The 16,195-nt window shown below is 70.7% G+C and carries 13 protein-coding genes; 8 read left to right on the top strand and 5 right to left on the bottom strand.

Features of this window, described 5'->3' with window-relative positions:
• Nucleotides 1–8: 8 nt before the first annotated feature.
• Nucleotides 9–1,049 (top strand): Gfo/Idh/MocA family oxidoreductase, encoded by a 1,041-nt coding sequence (locus ABD830_RS48365; protein ID WP_345002350.1) that lies wholly within the window; start codon nt 9–11, stop codon nt 1,047–1,049.
• Between the two features lie 14 nt (nt 1,050–1,063).
• Here the strand turns inward: ABD830_RS48365 and ABD830_RS48360 are convergent, their stop codons facing one another.
• On the bottom strand, nt 1,064–1,846 hold the full coding sequence (locus ABD830_RS48360) for a tyrosine-protein phosphatase (RefSeq protein ID WP_345002349.1): 783 nt from the start codon (nt 1,844–1,846) through the stop codon (nt 1,064–1,066).
• Between the two features lie 73 nt (nt 1,847–1,919).
• Here ABD830_RS48360 and ABD830_RS48355 point away from each other — a divergent pair, with 73 nt between their 5' ends.
• Entirely contained in the window at nt 1,920–2,792 is an 873-nt protein-coding gene (locus ABD830_RS48355; protein ID WP_345002348.1) for a hypothetical protein, read from the top strand.
• A gap of 4 nt (nt 2,793–2,796) precedes the next feature.
• Here the strand turns inward: ABD830_RS48355 and ABD830_RS48350 are convergent, their stop codons facing one another.
• Both ABD830_RS48350 and ABD830_RS48345 read right to left on the bottom strand, forming a co-directional pair.
• The gene (locus ABD830_RS48350) at nt 2,797–5,322 is read right to left on the bottom strand and encodes an ATP-binding protein (protein WP_345002347.1); all 2,526 of its coding nucleotides are present in this window, start codon (nt 5,320–5,322) and stop codon (nt 2,797–2,799) included.
• A gap of 70 nt (nt 5,323–5,392) precedes the next feature.
• Entirely contained in the window at nt 5,393–7,492 is a 2,100-nt protein-coding gene (locus tag ABD830_RS48345) for a M6 family metalloprotease domain-containing protein (protein ID WP_345002346.1), read from the bottom strand.
• Nucleotides 7,493–7,657: 165 nt separating this feature from the next.
• On the opposite strand from ABD830_RS48345, the gene ABD830_RS48340 reads away from it, so the two are divergent.
• Nucleotides 7,658–8,683, top strand: coding sequence for an amidohydrolase family protein (locus ABD830_RS48340; RefSeq protein ID WP_345002345.1), 1,026 nt, complete (start codon nt 7,658–7,660; stop codon nt 8,681–8,683).
• 138 nt (nt 8,684–8,821) lie between these two features.
• Here the strand turns inward: ABD830_RS48340 and ABD830_RS48335 are convergent, their stop codons facing one another.
• Complete coding sequence (locus tag ABD830_RS48335) at nt 8,822–9,241, bottom strand: MarR family winged helix-turn-helix transcriptional regulator (RefSeq protein WP_345002344.1); 420 nt, start codon at nt 9,239–9,241, stop codon at nt 8,822–8,824.
• A gap of 71 nt (nt 9,242–9,312) precedes the next feature.
• On the opposite strand from ABD830_RS48335, the gene ABD830_RS48330 reads away from it, so the two are divergent.
• The 4 genes from ABD830_RS48330 to ABD830_RS48315 all read left to right on the top strand — a co-directional run bounded on the left by ABD830_RS48330 (nt 9,313) and on the right by ABD830_RS48315 (nt 13,378).
• The gene (locus ABD830_RS48330; protein WP_345002343.1) at nt 9,313–11,046 is read left to right on the top strand and encodes an ABC transporter ATP-binding protein; all 1,734 of its coding nucleotides are present in this window, start codon (nt 9,313–9,315) and stop codon (nt 11,044–11,046) included.
• 104 nt (nt 11,047–11,150) lie between these two features.
• Nucleotides 11,151–12,404 (top strand): MFS transporter, encoded by a 1,254-nt coding sequence (locus ABD830_RS48325; protein WP_345002342.1) that lies wholly within the window; start codon nt 11,151–11,153, stop codon nt 12,402–12,404.
• Nucleotides 12,405–12,454: 50 nt separating this feature from the next.
• Nucleotides 12,455–13,015 carry a hemerythrin domain-containing protein gene (locus ABD830_RS48320; RefSeq protein WP_345002341.1) on the top strand — a complete coding sequence of 187 codons (561 nt, stop codon included), beginning with the start codon at nt 12,455–12,457 and terminating at the stop codon, nt 13,013–13,015.
• A gap of 36 nt (nt 13,016–13,051) precedes the next feature.
• Nucleotides 13,052–13,378: a DUF5709 domain-containing protein gene (locus ABD830_RS48315; RefSeq protein WP_345002340.1), complete on the top strand. Its 327-nt coding sequence runs from the start codon at nt 13,052–13,054 to the stop codon at nt 13,376–13,378.
• 35 nt (nt 13,379–13,413) lie between these two features.
• Here ABD830_RS48315 and ABD830_RS48310 read toward each other — a convergent pair whose 3' ends face one another.
• Nucleotides 13,414–14,067: an HAD family hydrolase gene (locus tag ABD830_RS48310; protein WP_345002339.1), complete on the bottom strand. Its 654-nt coding sequence runs from the start codon at nt 14,065–14,067 to the stop codon at nt 13,414–13,416.
• 76 nt (nt 14,068–14,143) lie between these two features.
• Here ABD830_RS48310 and ABD830_RS48305 point away from each other — a divergent pair, with 76 nt between their 5' ends.
• Entirely contained in the window at nt 14,144–16,147 is a 2,004-nt protein-coding gene (locus tag ABD830_RS48305) for a catalase (protein ID WP_345002338.1), read from the top strand.
• Nucleotides 16,148–16,195 lie beyond the last annotated feature (48 nt).

Genomic DNA, 16,195 nt, shown 5'->3' with positions numbered 1-16,195 from the left:
CTGGGCAAATGAGCGAACTCCGGGTCGGGCTGGTCGGCTATGGCACCGCGGGGGCGTACTTCCACGCCCCTCTCATCCATGCCACCCCAGGGCTCTGCCTGGCGGCCGTCGTGACCAGGAACGCCGCCCGGCAGGCCGAGGTGGCCGAGAAGTACGGCGCGGCCCCGGTGCCCGACGTGGAGGAGCTGTGGGGCCGGTGTGACCTCGTCGTGGTCGCCTCGCCCAACAGGACCCACGTGACCACGGCCACGGCCGCGCTCACCCACGGTCTCCCCGTCGTCGTGGACAAGCCCCTGGCCAGGACCGCCGAGGAGGGGCGCGAGCTGGTCTGGCTGGCCAAGGAGCGCGGCCTCATGCTGACCGTCTACCAGAACCGCCGGTGGGACGGCGACTTCCGGACCGTGCGGAGCCTGGTCGAGGAGGGGCGGCTGGGTGAGGTGCTGCGGTTCGAGTCGAGGTTCGAGCGGTGGCGGCCGGCGCCCAAGGGCGGCTGGCGGGAGACCGGGGGCGCGGAGGAGATCGGCGGGCTGCTCTACGACCTGGGCAGCCACCTCGTCGACCAGGCCCTGCAGCTGCTCGGGCCCGTCCGTGAGGTCTACTGCGAGAGTGACGTGCGGCGTGCGGGCGTGGCCTCCGACGACGACACGTTCATCGCGCTGACGCACGCGGGCGGCGCGCGGTCGCACCTGTGGATGAGCTCGGTGTCCGCCTTTCGCGGGCCCCGGTTCCGGGTGCTGGGATCTTCGGCGGCGTACGTGAAGCTCGGGATGGACCCGCAGGAGGAGCGGCTGCGGGCGGGGATGGCGCCCGACTCGCCCGAGTTCGGAGAGGACGACGAGGGGAGCTGGGGCCTGCTCGGCACGGAGGACGCCCATCGCGCCGTGCGGACCGAGACAGGGTCGTACCTGGACTTCTACCGGGGTGTGGCGGCGGCGCTGCGCGAGGGCGCGCCACCGCCCGTGGACCCGGAGAGCGTGATCGACACGCTGACCGTCATCGAGGCCGCCCGCCTCTCAGCCACTCAGCGCATCGTCGCCCACCTGACCTGACGCCCCCGCCGGCGTCAGTCGCGCAGGCGGGCGCGCAGCACGGTCGTGTCGGCGTCGGTCCAGCCGTGGCGCGTCAGCCACCCCATCGGCCCGCCGAACCGGTCGTCGAGCACCCCGAGGAACTGCTCGATGTACCGCGCCCGAGGCATGTGGTCGTCGGCCGGGCGCGAGTCCAGGTCGCCCCGGTACGTCTCGCTGCCCCGCAGCCGCTTGAGGATCAGCTCCAGCCGCTCACCCGTGGCCTCGTAGTCCTCGACGATCGCCTCCCGGGTCGCCCCGGCGACCTCAAGGGCCAGCGCCACCAGCACGCCGGTGCGGTCCTTGCCGGCGGCGCAGTGCACCAGCGCCGCCCCGTCGTCCAGCGACATCGCGCGCAGCGCCGCGACCACGGCGTCCGGACGGTCGCGCAGGTAGCCGAAGTAGAAGCCGGTCACCCGCAGTTCCTCGTCCAGGCCGCGCTCGGCCCAGGGCAGCACCCGGTCGCCGTCGATGGTGTCCGCCTCGACGTCGGTGTACGTGCCGCCCTCCGCGAACAACGTCAGATGGTGGTGCCGCACCTCGGGCACATGGGTGAGCGGGCCGGGGCCCTCCAAAGAGACCTCGGCGTTCGAGCGGAGGTCCACGACATGCCGCAGGTTCAGCTCGTTGACCAGCAGCGTCACGTCGGCGGGCGAGAGGCCCTGCAGATTGTCGGCACGGAAGATCCGCCCGCGACGGGTGCGGCCGCCGTCGCGAGTGGGCAGTCCGCCCAGGTCACGCGCGTTGACCGCGCCTTCCAGGTCTATCCACCTCGTCATCTCATCCATTATTGCGACCCTATATGTCCGCCAAATATGAGCGAATTCGAGGTTCATAACGCAGCATGAACGTATGGATCCACGAGCTCTGCCTCCACGGCTGGTGATCGATCCATCGCTGCCCCCGGAGATCTCGGTCGAGCTGCGGTCGACCCCGCACATCCTCCGCAAGGCCCGATCGGGTGCACGCATGGACACCACGAAGAACCCCGCCGTCCTCTTCATCCTCCCCGGCTTCCTGGCGATGCTCGGCCTGATGACCGGAATGGAGGGTCTACTGATCGCGGGCATGGGAGTCGGCCTGATCGTCCTGATCCGCTGGATGGCGATGGACAGCACCTATCGCTCGACTCGGCGGAAACTCAGCCTGGCCCAGGTCCATGCCAACTACTACGTCATCCCGGAGGACCTGGACTACCCCTGCCAGATGCTGCTGCGCAGGGCCCAGAACGCGGTCGACGCGATCATGGCCTCCCGCGTCCACAAGGACGGCCTGATCGACAGCATCGAGAACCAGGTGTCGCTGCCCGAGGAGATCTGGCAGATCGCCCAGCGGCTGCGGCGGCTGTCGTCCATGCACTCCGAGCACGGCAAGCTCGTCCCCCGCGAGCTGCCGCCGGGCCTGGAGGACGCGTTCAAGCCCTACTCCAGCGCGCTGGACGCCGCCTGGACGTCGCTGTCGCGGCGCGTACGCCACCTGGAGAAGTACGCCAAGCAGGTGATCAAGGCGGACCGGGTCTACCACGCGCACCGGCGGCTCGAGGCGCTGGCCGCCAAGACCCCCGAGTACCAGCAGCTGATCGCCGACACCGTGCGGGACGACCTGGCCCACCAGCGCATCAGGGAGCTGGCCGATCAGGCGGCGCACGTGCGCAAGCTGTTCGAGGAGAGCATCCTCCAGGCGAGGCAGGCGGCGGGCGAGCTGATCAGGAGCCCGCTCACCTGAAGGATCAGCGCGCGGCGCGTCTCAGCAGCTCCAGGGTACGGCGCATGCCGGCCTCGTTGCCGAGGCTGCGGTAGATCTCCCTGGCCTGCTCCAGCGGCTCCACCGCGGCCCCGCTGCTTCCCGCGTCCAGATGCGCCTCGCCGAGGTAACGCAGGCTCCTGGCCATCCACCACCGGTCCTCGAGCTCCTCGAACCCCCGCACGGCCCGCCGCAGCTCCCGTTCCGACTCCTGGGTCCGTCCCAGCCTCGCCAGCGCCCGACCGGCCGACACGGCGGTCCTGGCCACCCCCCACGAGTCGCCCAGCGCAGCGAGGATCTGATCGGCCCGCCGTACGTACTCGAGCTCGCGCAGCCCGTTGTCCGGATCGCCCACCTCTCCGGCGGCCCGCAGGCAGCGCGCCTCCTCCCACAGCTCACCGCGCTGCTTGAACATCTCTGCGGCCCGGTCGAGGCTGAACCCGGCCCTGGTGAACAGGTTGACGGCCAGCCGGTGGTCGCCGTCCCCGTGCTCGGCGCGCGCCTGCGCGGCCAGCACCTCGCCGTAGACGCGCAGCGTCTGGGCCTCCGAGTAGCGGTTGCCCTCCCGTTTGAAGATTTCCAGGGCGTCCTCCAGCAGCTCCCTGGCCTCGTCCGGACGGCGTTCCGCCATGCGCATCTCGGCCAGGTTGCGCTGGGTGCGGGCCATCCACCACAGGTCGTCCTCGCCCTTGAACGCGGTGATGGCCCCGATGAGGTAATCCTGCGCCCGGTCCAGGTGGCCGTCGCTGAACAGCGTCATCCCGATCGTGCGCATGGCCCTGGCCGCCCACCACGACTCCCCCAGTCCGGCGAACGCCTCCAGCGCCTGTTCCGCCTCCTCCAGCGCCCGCTCGCGCAGGCCCAGGCCGCCGTGCACGGAGGCGCTGTCGAGCAGCGCGATGGCCAGCGCGCGCCGGTCGCCGCTCTGCGCGGCGGCCTCGCAGCCGATCTCCGCCACGGCCACCCAGTCGGTCCAGTACGCGCGCAGCGAGTGGCACAGCGAGCAGAACGCCCTGGTCAGCCCCCACGTCAGCTCCCACAGCTCGAGCTGGCGGGCCAGGTGGATCATGGCGATCAGCGACAGCCGCTCGGCGTTGAGCCAGTCGGCGGCCCGTACCTGCCCGTCGGGCGTGGCGCGGCGGCCGCCACGGCTCCAGTCCTGCGGCCAGCGGTCCTGCGCGGCCTCCTCGGCGCGGCGGCGGTAGCCGTAGAGCACGCGTTCGACGGCGGCCCTGCGCCGTCCTGCCTCGTCCTGCTCGGCCAGCTCCGCGGCGAACACCCTGACCAGGTCGTGCAGGCGGTAACGCATCGCGCCGGTCTGGTCGGTGCCCGAGCACTCGGCGAGCTGGGCGTCGATGAGGGCCTCGAGCTGGTCGGCGCCGTCGAGCCCGGAGATGTCGAGGAGCTCGCCGGCCACCCATCCGGGCACGTCCGGCGCGGTGAGCGCGCTGAGCAGGCGCAGCAGGCGGCGCTGCATCCCCGTGCAGTCGTCGTAGCTCAGCTGTACGGAGGCGCGCACGCTCTTGTCGACCGTCGGGGCCACTTCGAGCTGGTCGAGGCGGCGGCGGGTGTCGGCCAGGCGCCCCGCCATCTCGCGCATGGTCCACTGCTCGCGGGTGGCCAGCCGGGCGCCGCAGATGTTGATCGCCAGCGGCAGGTAGTCGCACATCCGCACGACCTCCTTGGCGGCGTCGAGGTCCTCGACGACCCTGGCGCCGCCGGCCAGCCGGGCCAGCAGTTCCACGCCGTGCGCCTCGCTGAACACGGCGAGCCGCGTGTCATGGGTGCCGTTCAGGAACAGCGGCGCACGCGACGTGACCAGCACCGCACACCCGGGCTCGGCCGGGATCAGCGCTTTGACCTGGTCGGCGTCGTGGGCGTTGTCCAGGCCGACGAGGATCCTGCGGCCCTTGGTCCAGGTCAGCCAGAGCTTGCGTAACTCGTCGAGGCCGCCGGGGTCGGTGGTCAGGCGCACGTCCAGCGCGCGCAGAAACCCCATCAGCACCTCGTCCGGGCGGACCGGGGCGTCCACGCCGCCGCGCAGGTCGGCGTAGAGCCTGCCGTCGGGGAACCAGCCGGCCACCTCCTGCCCGAACCTGGTCATCAGCGCCGACTTGCCGACGCCGCCCCGGCCGTACACCGAGACCACGAGGGGCGGCGACAGGTCCGAGGACTTCCTGCGCTCGGTGAAGACCTCGCGTAACTCGGCGAGCGACTCCGCGCGCCCGGTGAAGTGCTCGGGGACGGGCGGCCACTGGTCGGGCGAGAGCGAGGCGGGGCCGGGCAGCGCCGGGCGCTTGGGCCCGCGCGGCTCGGTGGTGGCCCAGGTGGTTAGCCCCACGAGGGCGGCCGCCGCCCCGGTGACGGCGATCTTGGCCCCCGCCGGGATCTCCCACTCCATGGACGCCGTCAGCACACTCGCCGCGGCGGCCGCCAGTCCCGCGGAGACCGGCGCGGCCCACCGTACCCTTCTCCGTCGTGGTTTCGGCTTGTCCGGCAGCTCGCCTGTCAACGAACACCCCCTGGGGTGATTCAAACCGATGGGGTACGGCTTGCGCCAGCCGTACCCCATCGTTCATCCACTAGCCGATCACATGACAGGTGGCCGTCGCCGTCTTGCTGGGGTCGCTCTCCGAGGTGGCGGTGAGCTTGACCCTGGCCAGCCGGTCGCCGCCGGACGCGCGCACGGCGTTCACGGTGACCAGATCCTCCTTGCCGAACGCGACGGAGGCCAGCGCGTTCGGGAGCTGGGCGGTCCAGCCCTTGCCCTGGACCTCAGCCTTGAGGCGGTAGACGTCGGAGTTGAGGTAGGCGCTGACGTCCTCCGGGTGCTGACCCTGCGCCGGCGCGGACCTCCCGGTGTTGAACAGCGGGAACTTGCAGCTGGAGATGCCCTTGCCGGTCGGCAGGCCGGCCGCCGGGAGCACCTTGACGCCGCGCTTCTGCGGGCCCGCGCCGTCGAGGGAGCGGATGGCGACCGTGTAGGAGAGGAGGCCGTCGCGGTCGCGCTTGACGTCGGTGATGTAGAAGTGCAGGCGGTTGGCCTGGTCGACGTACTCGTACTCGCTGCCGGAGTCGGTGCCGGCGTGGAAGAGGGCGTCGGCGAGCTGGCGGTAGTCGCCGATCGTGATCGGCACCCTGGTCCCGTCGGGCATGACGTAGTCGGTCATGTTGATGTCCTGCGGGTTCGCGTCGATCACCCACTCGAACGGGGCCTTGTCCTGGTTCTTGGTCTTGGCCAGCAGGACGCCGGAGTCAGGGGTGAACGAGTCGGTGCCCATGCGGTCGACCACCTCGACCGTGTAGTTGTCGTAGCCGCCGCCGTCGCAGAGCGGGTCGGCCTTGTCGCACGAGCTCTTGTCGCCGTCGGTGTCGAACGAGATGTTGACGCCGGCCAGCTCGTTCTTGCCCGGCTGGGCCACGCGGGCCAGGACCCTGGCGGTGACCAGGCCCGACTCGTCGAGCGCCGCGCGCGACAGGCGTAAGACGTTCTGCTCGTCCACCATCTCCAGCTTGATCTTGTTGCGGAGCATGTGCTGGGCGCCCATGGACGCGCCGGCCGTCGGCGGGATCAGCCAGCGGGAGTGCGGGCCGCCCGGGCCGTTGAAGCTGCCGCGGCTCAGCATCTCCCAGACGCCGGTGTACGCCCGTTTGGGCGGTACGCCGTACGGATTGTTGTAGTTGTCGGCGATGCCCATGATGTGGCTCAGCTCGTGGGCGTAGACGGCCATGCCGGAGCTCTCGGCCTGCACCGAGTCGATGCCGAAGCGGGCGTTCGGCCAGAAGTTGGAGCCGGCCTGCCAGGAGGTCCAGTCGACGTAGCGGGTGGCCACCCAGTTGGGCAGCGCCGGGTCCGGCGGGCCCCACTCGTCCGGCACGTCCTCCTTGGTCGGGAACTTCATCATCCCGAACTCCTGCCAGGTGGACGACTCGTCCTGGCCGGCGCTCAGGTAGAAGACGAAGTCGAACTGCTTGGCCGTCTCCTCGCCGACGGCGGAGATCCAGGCGGCGTTGCCCTCGGTACGCAGGTTCTTGGTGCAGTTGTCGCCGGACGGGCAGCCGGTGCCCCCCTGGAACTCCATCGCGTACTCGTGGTCCTTGCCCGACAGCGTGTAGGGCCCGAACCCGGTCAGCTCCACCCCGTACCTGCCGCCTGAGTCCTCCATCCAGTACTCGTGGATCGTGTGCCCCTTGTTGAGGGCGTTCGGGGTGTTGAGGAAGTCCTGGTAGAACCTGGCCACCTGGTCGCGCGGGATGTCGTGGGCCTCGGCGCTCGGGTTCGCGTAGATGGTCGAGCCCTTGGGCTGCGTGACCACGAACGGCTGGTTCGGGTAGTCGAGCAGCACGAGGGCGCCCTTGAACGTGCGCTTCGACCCCTTGACGGCCGGGTCGTTCCACTTGGTGCCGGGCGGCTGCTTGTAGTCCGCCCACGTCATGCTGTCGGGGTTCGCCCAGTTCTGCGGGTCGATGGGCTTGATGCCGCCGGGCGGGCGGGTGCGCAGGGCCTGGGCGTCGGCGGGTGCGTCGAGCTGCCAGGGCTGCGTTTGCGGCCAGTGGTTCTGCCGCCACGGATACTCGGGGTCTGTGGGGGGTGCTGCGGAAGCGGGGGTCGCCATGAGGCTCACCGGGATCAGCACGATGGCCGCCAGCACCCCCTTCAACAGCTTCTTCGGGACAATCACGGATTGACGGTATAGACGTTATTGAAGGAGATCAACGATCAGGTGCTGTGAAATGAGCGCCCTGTCGTGACTTATCCGTACCGGGAAATTGCCTTGTTCGTCCTGATTGCGTACTTGTCCTGGCTCACGTTTAATGCCCTGAAGAGAAGTCCGACGGGAGATCTCATGCCGTCTGCGATGCGCGCCGGCCCGGCTCTGGGCAGGCGCGCGCCTGCGCCCGTCGTCGTCCATTCCGCCCCGCTCGTCCTTCCTGTCTGCACCGATCCGATCCGTGACGGTGCGGTGGCGGTCAGGGGTGACCGAGTGGTCAAGGTCGGCACGCGGGCCTCGGTGCTCTCGTCCTTCCGGCGCGCCACCGAAGTGCGGTGGACGGGGATGATCGTGGCCGGACTGGTGGACGCCTGCGGCGCCGCCCCCGCCGCCGGCGTGACCGCTCGGGCCGGCGTGATGTCCGACCTGGCCGATCCCGTCGGGGTTCCCGGCATCTCGTACGTCGAGGTGACCAGCCGGAGCGAGGAGGAGTGGGAGGCGTACGGGCGGAACGCCCTGATCACGACCATTCGCGAGGTCGAGCGGCCGTGCACGGTGGGGATCGCGGCGCACACGCCGGATCCGCAGGTGCTGGAGGACGTGGCGGTGCTGGCCAGGACGTTCGGGCTGCGACTGCTGGCGGATCTGGACCGGCACTCCCCCGCGGCCCTGGACGAGGCGGGGGTGCTGGGGCGGCTCTGCCACGTCGCCTGCGCCCGGCCCCTGGACCCCGGGGAGCGCAAGCTGCTGCGGCTGCGCCGGACCGTGGTGGCCGTCCACCCGGCCGGCCCTTCGCCTGGGGCCGACGTGCCGGCGCTCCTCGACGAGGGCAACCCGTTCGCCCTCGCCACCGGCCCCCACCCCGGTCCCGGCGGCGTGCTCGGGGTCGCGGGGGCGATCAAGCGGAACGCCCGTGAGCTCGGGCTGCGCATTTCCCGGGGGCTGGACGGCAAGCTGGTGGAGGCGGCCACGCTGGGCGGGGCTCGCGCGCTGGGGATGGACCGGGGCGAGGGGCGGATCGGATCACTGGCGCCCGGCACCCGGGCCGACTTCGCCGTCTTCGACGCCCGCGGCCGATACCCGTACTCGGCTCTTGTGGCCCAGCCACCCTGGCTCGGCACGGTCCTCGGCGGCACCGTCATCACCCCGCCCGCCGCCTGAACCCCCGCCCCTCTCACGGCGTCTCGGCACACCCGCGCCCACCCGTCGCGTCGCCACGCCGCGCCCCGAAACGCGCCGGCCCCGTGTTGGGCGTGCGCAGGAACGCCGGGCGGGAGCGTCCGGAACCCCCGGCGCGGGTCAGCGGAATTGCTCCTCCACCAAACTCAGCAGGTTCCGGAGCTGGTCGCGTTGCTCCTCCGACAGCACGGCGAAGAGCTCCTGCCCCTCCTCGCGGCGGGCGTCGCGGGCGCGGGCGGCGAGGCGGCGGCCCTCCGGGGTGATCAGCAGCAGCGTGGAGCGGCGGCTGGCGGGATCGACCTCCCGGCGTACGAGCCCCGCCGACTCCAGGGCGTCCACCACCGGCGTGAGCGAGCGTGGCACGATCCGCAGGTGGTCGGCCAGCTGCACCATGCGCAGCGGCTGCGCGGCGTCGGCGAGCGCACGCAGGGCGCGCGCCTGGCCGGGGTTGAGCCCGAGCGGCCCCAGCCGCTGGATGTACCCGTGCCGCAACCGCCGCCCCACCAGGTGCAAGAGCTCGGCGAGCTCCGTCTCTTCCATACTCCCGAAGTTTAGCCGGAACAAATATGAGTTAACCTCTGTTTGAGTGGACATCTGAAAGGAGGCCCCACTTGGCGGAGGAACCACGCGCGCCTCTCGGGCGCATCATCAAACTGTTCCGCCCCTACCGTGGCCGCCTGGCCCTGGTGGGCGTCCTCATCCTCCTGTCGTCCCTGGTGGCGCTGGCCTCGCCGTTCCTGCTGCGCGAGGTGCTGGACGTGGCGATCCCGGCCAGGGACGCCGGCCTGCTCACACTGCTGGCCCTGGGCATGATCGCGGTGGCGGTCACCACCAACGTGTTCGACGTGCTGCAGACACTGATCTCCACCACCGTGGGCCAGCGCGTGATGCACGACCTGCGCCTCGCCGTCTACGGTCACCTGCAGCGCATGTCGCTGGCGTTCTTCACCCGCACCAGGACCGGCGAGGTGCAGTCGCGCATCGCCAACGACATCGGCGGCATGCAGTCGGTCGTCACCACGACCGCCGCCTCCCTCGTCTCCAACCTCACCACGGTGATCGCCACCATCGTCGCCATGGTCGCGCTCGAGTGGCGGCTGACGGTGATCTCGCTGCTGCTGATGCCGGTGTTCGTGTGGATCAGCCGCAACGTCGGCCGCGAACGCAAGCGCATCACCGCCGAGCAGCAGCGCAAGCTGGCCGGCATCGCGTCCATGGTCCAGGAGTCGCTGTCGATCAGCGGCATCCTGCTGGGCCGCACCATGGGCCGCTCCGGCGAGCTGACCGAGGGCTTCGGGCGGGCCTCCGGCGAGCTGGCCGACGTCGGCGTGCGGGTGAGCATGGCCGGACGCTGGCGGCAGTCGTCGATCCAGCTCGTCATGGCCGCGATGCCCGCGCTGATCTACTGGGCCGTCGGCTACACGGGCGCGATCTCGGTCGGCACGCTGGTGGCGTTCACGACGTTGCAGACCAGCCTGTTCCGGCCGATGGTGTCGCTGCTGCGGCTGGGCGTGGACGTGCAGACCTCGCTGGCGCTGTTCGCGCGGATCTTCGAGTACCTCGACCTGCCGGTCGACATCCACCCCGGCACGCGGGAGCTGCGCGACGTGCGCGGCGAGGTCCGCTTCGAGGACGTCGACTTCTCGTACGGCGAGGCCCCCACGCTCACCGGCGTGGAGCTCACGGTCCCTCCCGGCTCCAGCCTGGCCATCGTGGGCGAGACCGGATCGGGCAAGACCACACTCAGCTACCTGCTGCCCAGGCTCTACGACGTCACCGGCGGCCGGGTCACGATCGACGGGGTGGACGTGCGGGAGCTGACGTTCGAGACGCTGAGCGAGGCGGTCGGCGTCGTGTCGCAGGAGACGTACCTGTTCCACGCCTCGATCGCGGACAACCTCCGCTTCGCCAGGCCGTCGGCCACCGACGAGGAGCTGGAGGCGGCGGCGCGGGCGGCGCGCATCCACGACCACATCGCCTCGCTGCCCGACGGCTACGACACCCTGGTGGGCGAGCGCGGCTACCGGTTCTCGGGCGGCGAGAAGCAGCGCCTGGCCATCGCGCGCACGCTGCTGCGCAACCCGCCGGTGCTGGTCCTCGACGAGGCCACCAGCGCGCTGGACACCCAGACCGAGCGGGCCGTGCAGGAGGCGCTCGACAGCCTGGCGCAGGGCCGTACCACGATCATGATCGCGCACCGGCTGTCCACCGTCCGCGACGCGGACCAGATCGCCGTGCTGGACGACGGGAAGATCGTCGAGCGCGGCACCCACGACGAGCTGATGGCGCGCGGCGGCCACTACGCGGCGCTGGTGAGTCGGGACGAACCGCTCGAGCTTGTTTAAACATCAATTAGACGTGTCTTGCCTCACATTCCGGTCAGACCGGAATCCGCCTCTGAGATCACCGTGTTTGACCCCCCGGTGAATCTTCAAGGCTAGGACCCGTTTTGTCTCTCTCTTCCTCCACGTTCAGGGCTCTCCGGCACCACAACTACCGGCTCTGGGCGGGAGCTGACCTCGTCTCCGTCACCGGCACCTGGATGCAGGTGCTCGGTGTCAACTGGCTCATCCTGACGCTGACGGGCTCGGCGACCAGCGTCGGGCTGAGCCTCGTCATGCAGGCGCTGCCGACGCTGCTGCTGGGCATGTGGGGCGGCGCGCTGGCCGACCGCCTGCCGAGCCGCCCCGTCGTGATCGCGGCGCAGCTCGCGCAGGCCGCGCTCGCCGCCGTACTGGCGCTGATCACGATGAGCGGCGTCGGGTCGGTGCTGCCGATCTACGGGGTCGCGCTGGCCGGCGGCGTGATCACCGCGCTGGGCGGCCCCGCTCTCGGGCGGTTCGGCGCGCAGGTGGTGCCGCCCGCCGACCTGCCGAACGCGATGGCGCTCGGCTCGATCCTCAGCTCCGCGGGCCGCATCATGGGCATGAGCCTGGCGGGCGTGCTGCTGCCGTTCACGGGGAACGAGGGGCTGTTCGTGATCAACGCCGCCAGCTTCTTCGCGGTGGTCGCGGCGGTGCTGGCCATGCGCCGTGAGGAGTTCCACCGGCTCGCGCCCGCCGAGCGGCAGCGCGGCTCCGTGCGCGAGGGCCTGGGGTACGTGCTGCGTACCCCGTGGCTGCTGGTCGTGCTGGCGCTCTGGTTCGTGTCGGGCAGCGTGGGGCGCAACTATCAGGTCACCATGGCCGCCATGAGCGCCGGCCCGCTGGAGGCGGGCGCCGGCGGGTACGGCCTGCTGTCCACGGTCTTCGCCGTCGGCACCGTGCTCGGCGGCTTCCTGGTCGCCGCCAGGCCCCACCTGACGATCCGGCTGCTGCTGATCACGGCGTTCGCGACCGGGGTGGCGCAGGCGGTGAGCGGCCTGATGCCGGAGCTGTGGACGTTCGGGGCCGTGCTGCTGCCGATCGCGGCCGGCGCGGTGGCCCTCGACACCACCGTCTCGGCGCGCGCCCAGCTCGACAGCCCCGAGCCCATGCGCGGCCGGGTCATCGCGGCACTGTCCATCGTCAGCGCGGGATCGGGCGCGCTCGGCGGGCCGCTGCTCGGCTGGCTCAGCGACGGGCTCGGACCGCGGATCGCGCTGGAGATCGGCGGCGTGTCCTGCGTGGCGGCCGCGCTCCTGGCCGCCGCCGGGCTGGCCCGCCTGACCGGCCGGACCTTCAGGCAGGCCGTACGGCTGCGCCCGCGCCTGGAGAACGCCTGACCGGCTTCCCCCTTGATTGGCCGCTGTTCACCTGGGTAGCAGTGGCCACCATGGCAACCGACGTCATCACTCTGATCACCAGTGACCACCGGACCGTGGAGAGGCTCTTCGAGCGGCTCAAGAAGCAGGAAGGCGACCCGTCGGCCACCGTGGCGGAGTTGCACGCCCTCCTGGTCGCCCACTCGCGGGCCGAGGAGGACCGGGTCTATCCGCTCATCGACGCCCACCACAGCGTCGAGGAGCACAAAGAGGCCGAGATCCTCCTCGACGCGCTCGTACGGGCCAGGCCCGGCACGCCGGAGTTCCGCAAGACGCTCGATCAGCTGGTCGAGTCCGTCACGCACCACGTCAAGGAAGAAGAGAGCAAGATCCTGCCCACCCTCGCGAAGTCGGTCGGCGAGAAGCAGCTGAAGGAGCTCGGCAAGGCGTTCAAGGAGCGCAGGGCGGAGGAGCTCAAGGCGCTCGGCGTCCCCAAGCAGGCGGCCCCGGCCGGCTCGCGCGAGGGGGCCAGCAAGGCCGAGCTGTACGAGAAGGCCAAGAAGGCCGACATCCCCGGCCGATCCCACATGGACAAGAAGGAGTTGGCCGAGGCGCTACGGCACTCCACATAGGAGGATTTCGGGCTCATCGCTGGGTAGGGGGCGCGTATGACCGAAAAACCTCCGGACCGGTTCGGCCTCAGCGACGAACAGGAGATCGAGGTCGAGGAGTGGACCGACGACCTCGGCTTCTACCACGAAGTCGTCGAGGACGACCCCCAGCACAGAGACACGCTCGACGAACGCCTGCGCCGGGAGGCCAGGGACCGGCTCCACGAGCCCCGGCCCAAGCACCGGCTGACGCAGCCGGACGAGGGGCTGGAGCCCGACACCGAGAGCGAGGAGATCGCCTCGGACTGGGGCGACGACGACGGCAACGACCTGTCGGCGGAAGAGCGTGCCATCCGCATCGACCCCGACGAGAACCTTCCGTGAGAGGTCCCGGCGCGGGCGTCAGGCCCGTGGCCGCCTCACGCGAGGCGTTCGAGCACGGGCAGCAGTGCGTGCAGGCCGTCGACGATCGCGTCGGCGGCCTCCGCCTGCGGGCGCTCGGCGTGCAGGTATCCCCACGGCCCGCGGCGCAGCAGCGCGGTGCGCATGCCCGCCGCGGCGGCGGGCAGCACGTCGTTGTCCAGCCGGTCGCCGACGTAGAGGATCTCGGCGGGCTCCCGCCCCGCGACAGCCGCCACCTTGGCGAAGAAACCGGGGGCCGGCTTGGAGACGCCCCATCCCTCGGAAGTGTGCACGGAGTCGGCGGGCAGGTCCATGGCGACCAGCGCGTCGTAGGCGCGGCTCGGCTGGTTGCCCGCGATGATCACCTGGTGGCCGGCGGCGCGGATGGCGGCCAGCGCGTCGCGCACGTCGGGATAGAGGTCGTCGGCGTCGAAGCCGCTGCGCAGGCCGTGGGGGTCGTCGCGCTCCCATGCGGCCTCCTCCGCGAGGAGGTCGAAGCCGGGCCGGATGAGCTCGAAGGCGTCGCCGTGGGGACGATCCAGCGCGGCCATCCCGCCGAGCGCGCCCATCAGCACGAACCCGCTCACGCCCAGCCGCTCGGCCCAGCGTGCCCAGATCCGCTCCTCACTGATCAGCGTCTCCCCGACGTCGAACACCACAGCCTTGATCATCGATCCCCCTGTTTCGACCTGCCCATAGGGGCACTGGTGTAAAGCCTGACAAACACCTACAAAGGGGGATTTTCTCATGCCATCAGAGCGCGACACGAAGGACCGCCAGCTCGACGCCCACCGCGTCCCGGCGGACGACCTCACCATGACCACGGACCAAGGCGTCGGGGTCGACCACACGGACGACTCGCTGCGGGCCGGCGAGCGCGGGCCGACGCTCATGGAGGACTTCCACTTCCGGGAGAAGCTCACGCGCTTCGACCACGAGCGCATCCCCGAGCGCGTGGTGCACGCCAGGGGCGCCGGCGCGTACGGGATCTTCCAGCTCTACGAGCCGCTCGGCGACCTGACCACGGCGGCCTTCCTGAACGACACGTCGAAGCCGACGCCGACATTCGTCCGCTTCTCGACCGTGGCCGGCTCGCGCGGCTCGGCCGACACCGTGCGTGACGTGCGCGGGTTCGCCACGAAGTTCTACACCTCGCAGGGGAACTTCGACCTCGTCGGCAACAACTTCCCGGTCTTCTTCATCCAGGACGGCATCAAGTTCCCCGACTTCGTGCACGCGGTCAAGCCGGAGCCGCACAACGAGATCCCGCAGGCGCAGTCGGCGCACGACACGTTCTGGGACTTCATCCAGCTGCAGCCGGAGTCGCTGCACATGGTCATGTGGCTGATGTCCGACCGGGCGATCCCGCGCAGCTTCCGGACCATGCAGGGGTTCGGCGTGCACACGTTCCGGCTGGTGAACGCCTTGGGGCAGGGGACGTTCGTCAAGTGGCACTGGCGGCCGGTGCTGGGGACGTACTCGCTGGTGTGGGACGAGGTGCTGCGCATCCAGGGCAACGACCCCGACTTCAACCGCCGGGACCTGTGGGAGGCCATCGAGCGCGGCGCCTACCCCGAGTACGAGCTGTGCGTGCAGCTCGTGCCGGAGTCGCGGGAGCACGACTTCGACTTCGACCTGCTCGATCCCACGAAGATCATCCCGGAGGAGCAGGTGCCGCTGCGGCCCATCGGGAGGATGACGCTCAACCGCAACCCGCAGAACTTCTTCGCCGAGACCGAGCAGGTGGCCTTCCACACCGCCAACGTGGTGCCCGGCATCGACTTCTCCAACGACCCGCTGCTGCAGGCCAGGAACTTCTCGTACCTCGACACCCAGCTGCTGCGCCTGGGCGGGCCGAACTTCCCGCAGATCCCGATCAACCGGCCGGTGAACGAGGTGCGCAACGACCAGCGCGACGGCTTCCACCAGCACATGATCCACGAGTCGCGCACGAGCTACGCGCCGAACTCCATCAGCGGCGGCCACCCCGCGGCGGCCGACGGCTACCGGCACTACCAGGAGCGGGTGGACGGCGCCAAGATCCGCAAGCGCAGCCCCAGCTTCGACGACCATTACAGCCAGGCCACCCTGTTCTGGAACAGCATGGCCGACTGGGAGAAGCAGCACATCGTCGCCGCGTTCCTGTTCGAGCTGGGACACGTGGAGCGCCCGCACATCAAGGAGGGCATGGTCCGGCACCTCGGCCAGATCCACCCGGACCTGGCCGCGCAGGTGGCGGCGGGGCTGGGCCTCCCCGAGCCGCCGATGGCCCAGGTCCACTCGAACGCCTCACCCGCGCTCAGCATGACCGGCCAGCCGCAGAGCGTCGCCACCCGCAAGATCGCGATTCTCATGGCGGACGGGACGGACGCCGGCGAGGTCACGGCCCTGCGCGAGTCCCTGGAGGCCAAGGGCGCCATCTGCGAGGTGGTCGCACCGGCGGAGGGCACCGTCGCCGGCATCCCGGTGGACCGCCAGCTCAGCGCGGCGAACTCCGTCATCTACGACGCGGTGGTGGCCGCGGACGGCGCCGCGCTGGCGCCGGTGGGGCGGGCGCAGTTCTTCGTCAAGGAGGCGTTCAAGCACGGCAAGGCCATCGGCGCGGTGGGGTCCGGGCGGGAGCTGCTCGAGGCCGCGCGGCTGCCCAACGACGTGGGGGTGGTGATGGGGGACGGCATCGCGGAGAAGTTCGCTACGGCGGTGGCCGGACACCGCTTCTACGAGCGGGACGTGAGCGCTGTCCCGGCGTGACTGGCACGTGAATCGGCCGTCCTCCGGGGCGGCCGATTCGTGTGGCGT

The organism is Nonomuraea helvata (assembly GCF_039535785.1).
GTDB classification, from domain to species: Bacteria; Actinomycetota; Actinomycetes; order Streptosporangiales; family Streptosporangiaceae; genus Nonomuraea; species Nonomuraea helvata.
The sequence above is the reverse complement of the archived record's forward strand: the minus strand, read 5'-3'. Positions and strand labels throughout refer to the sequence as shown.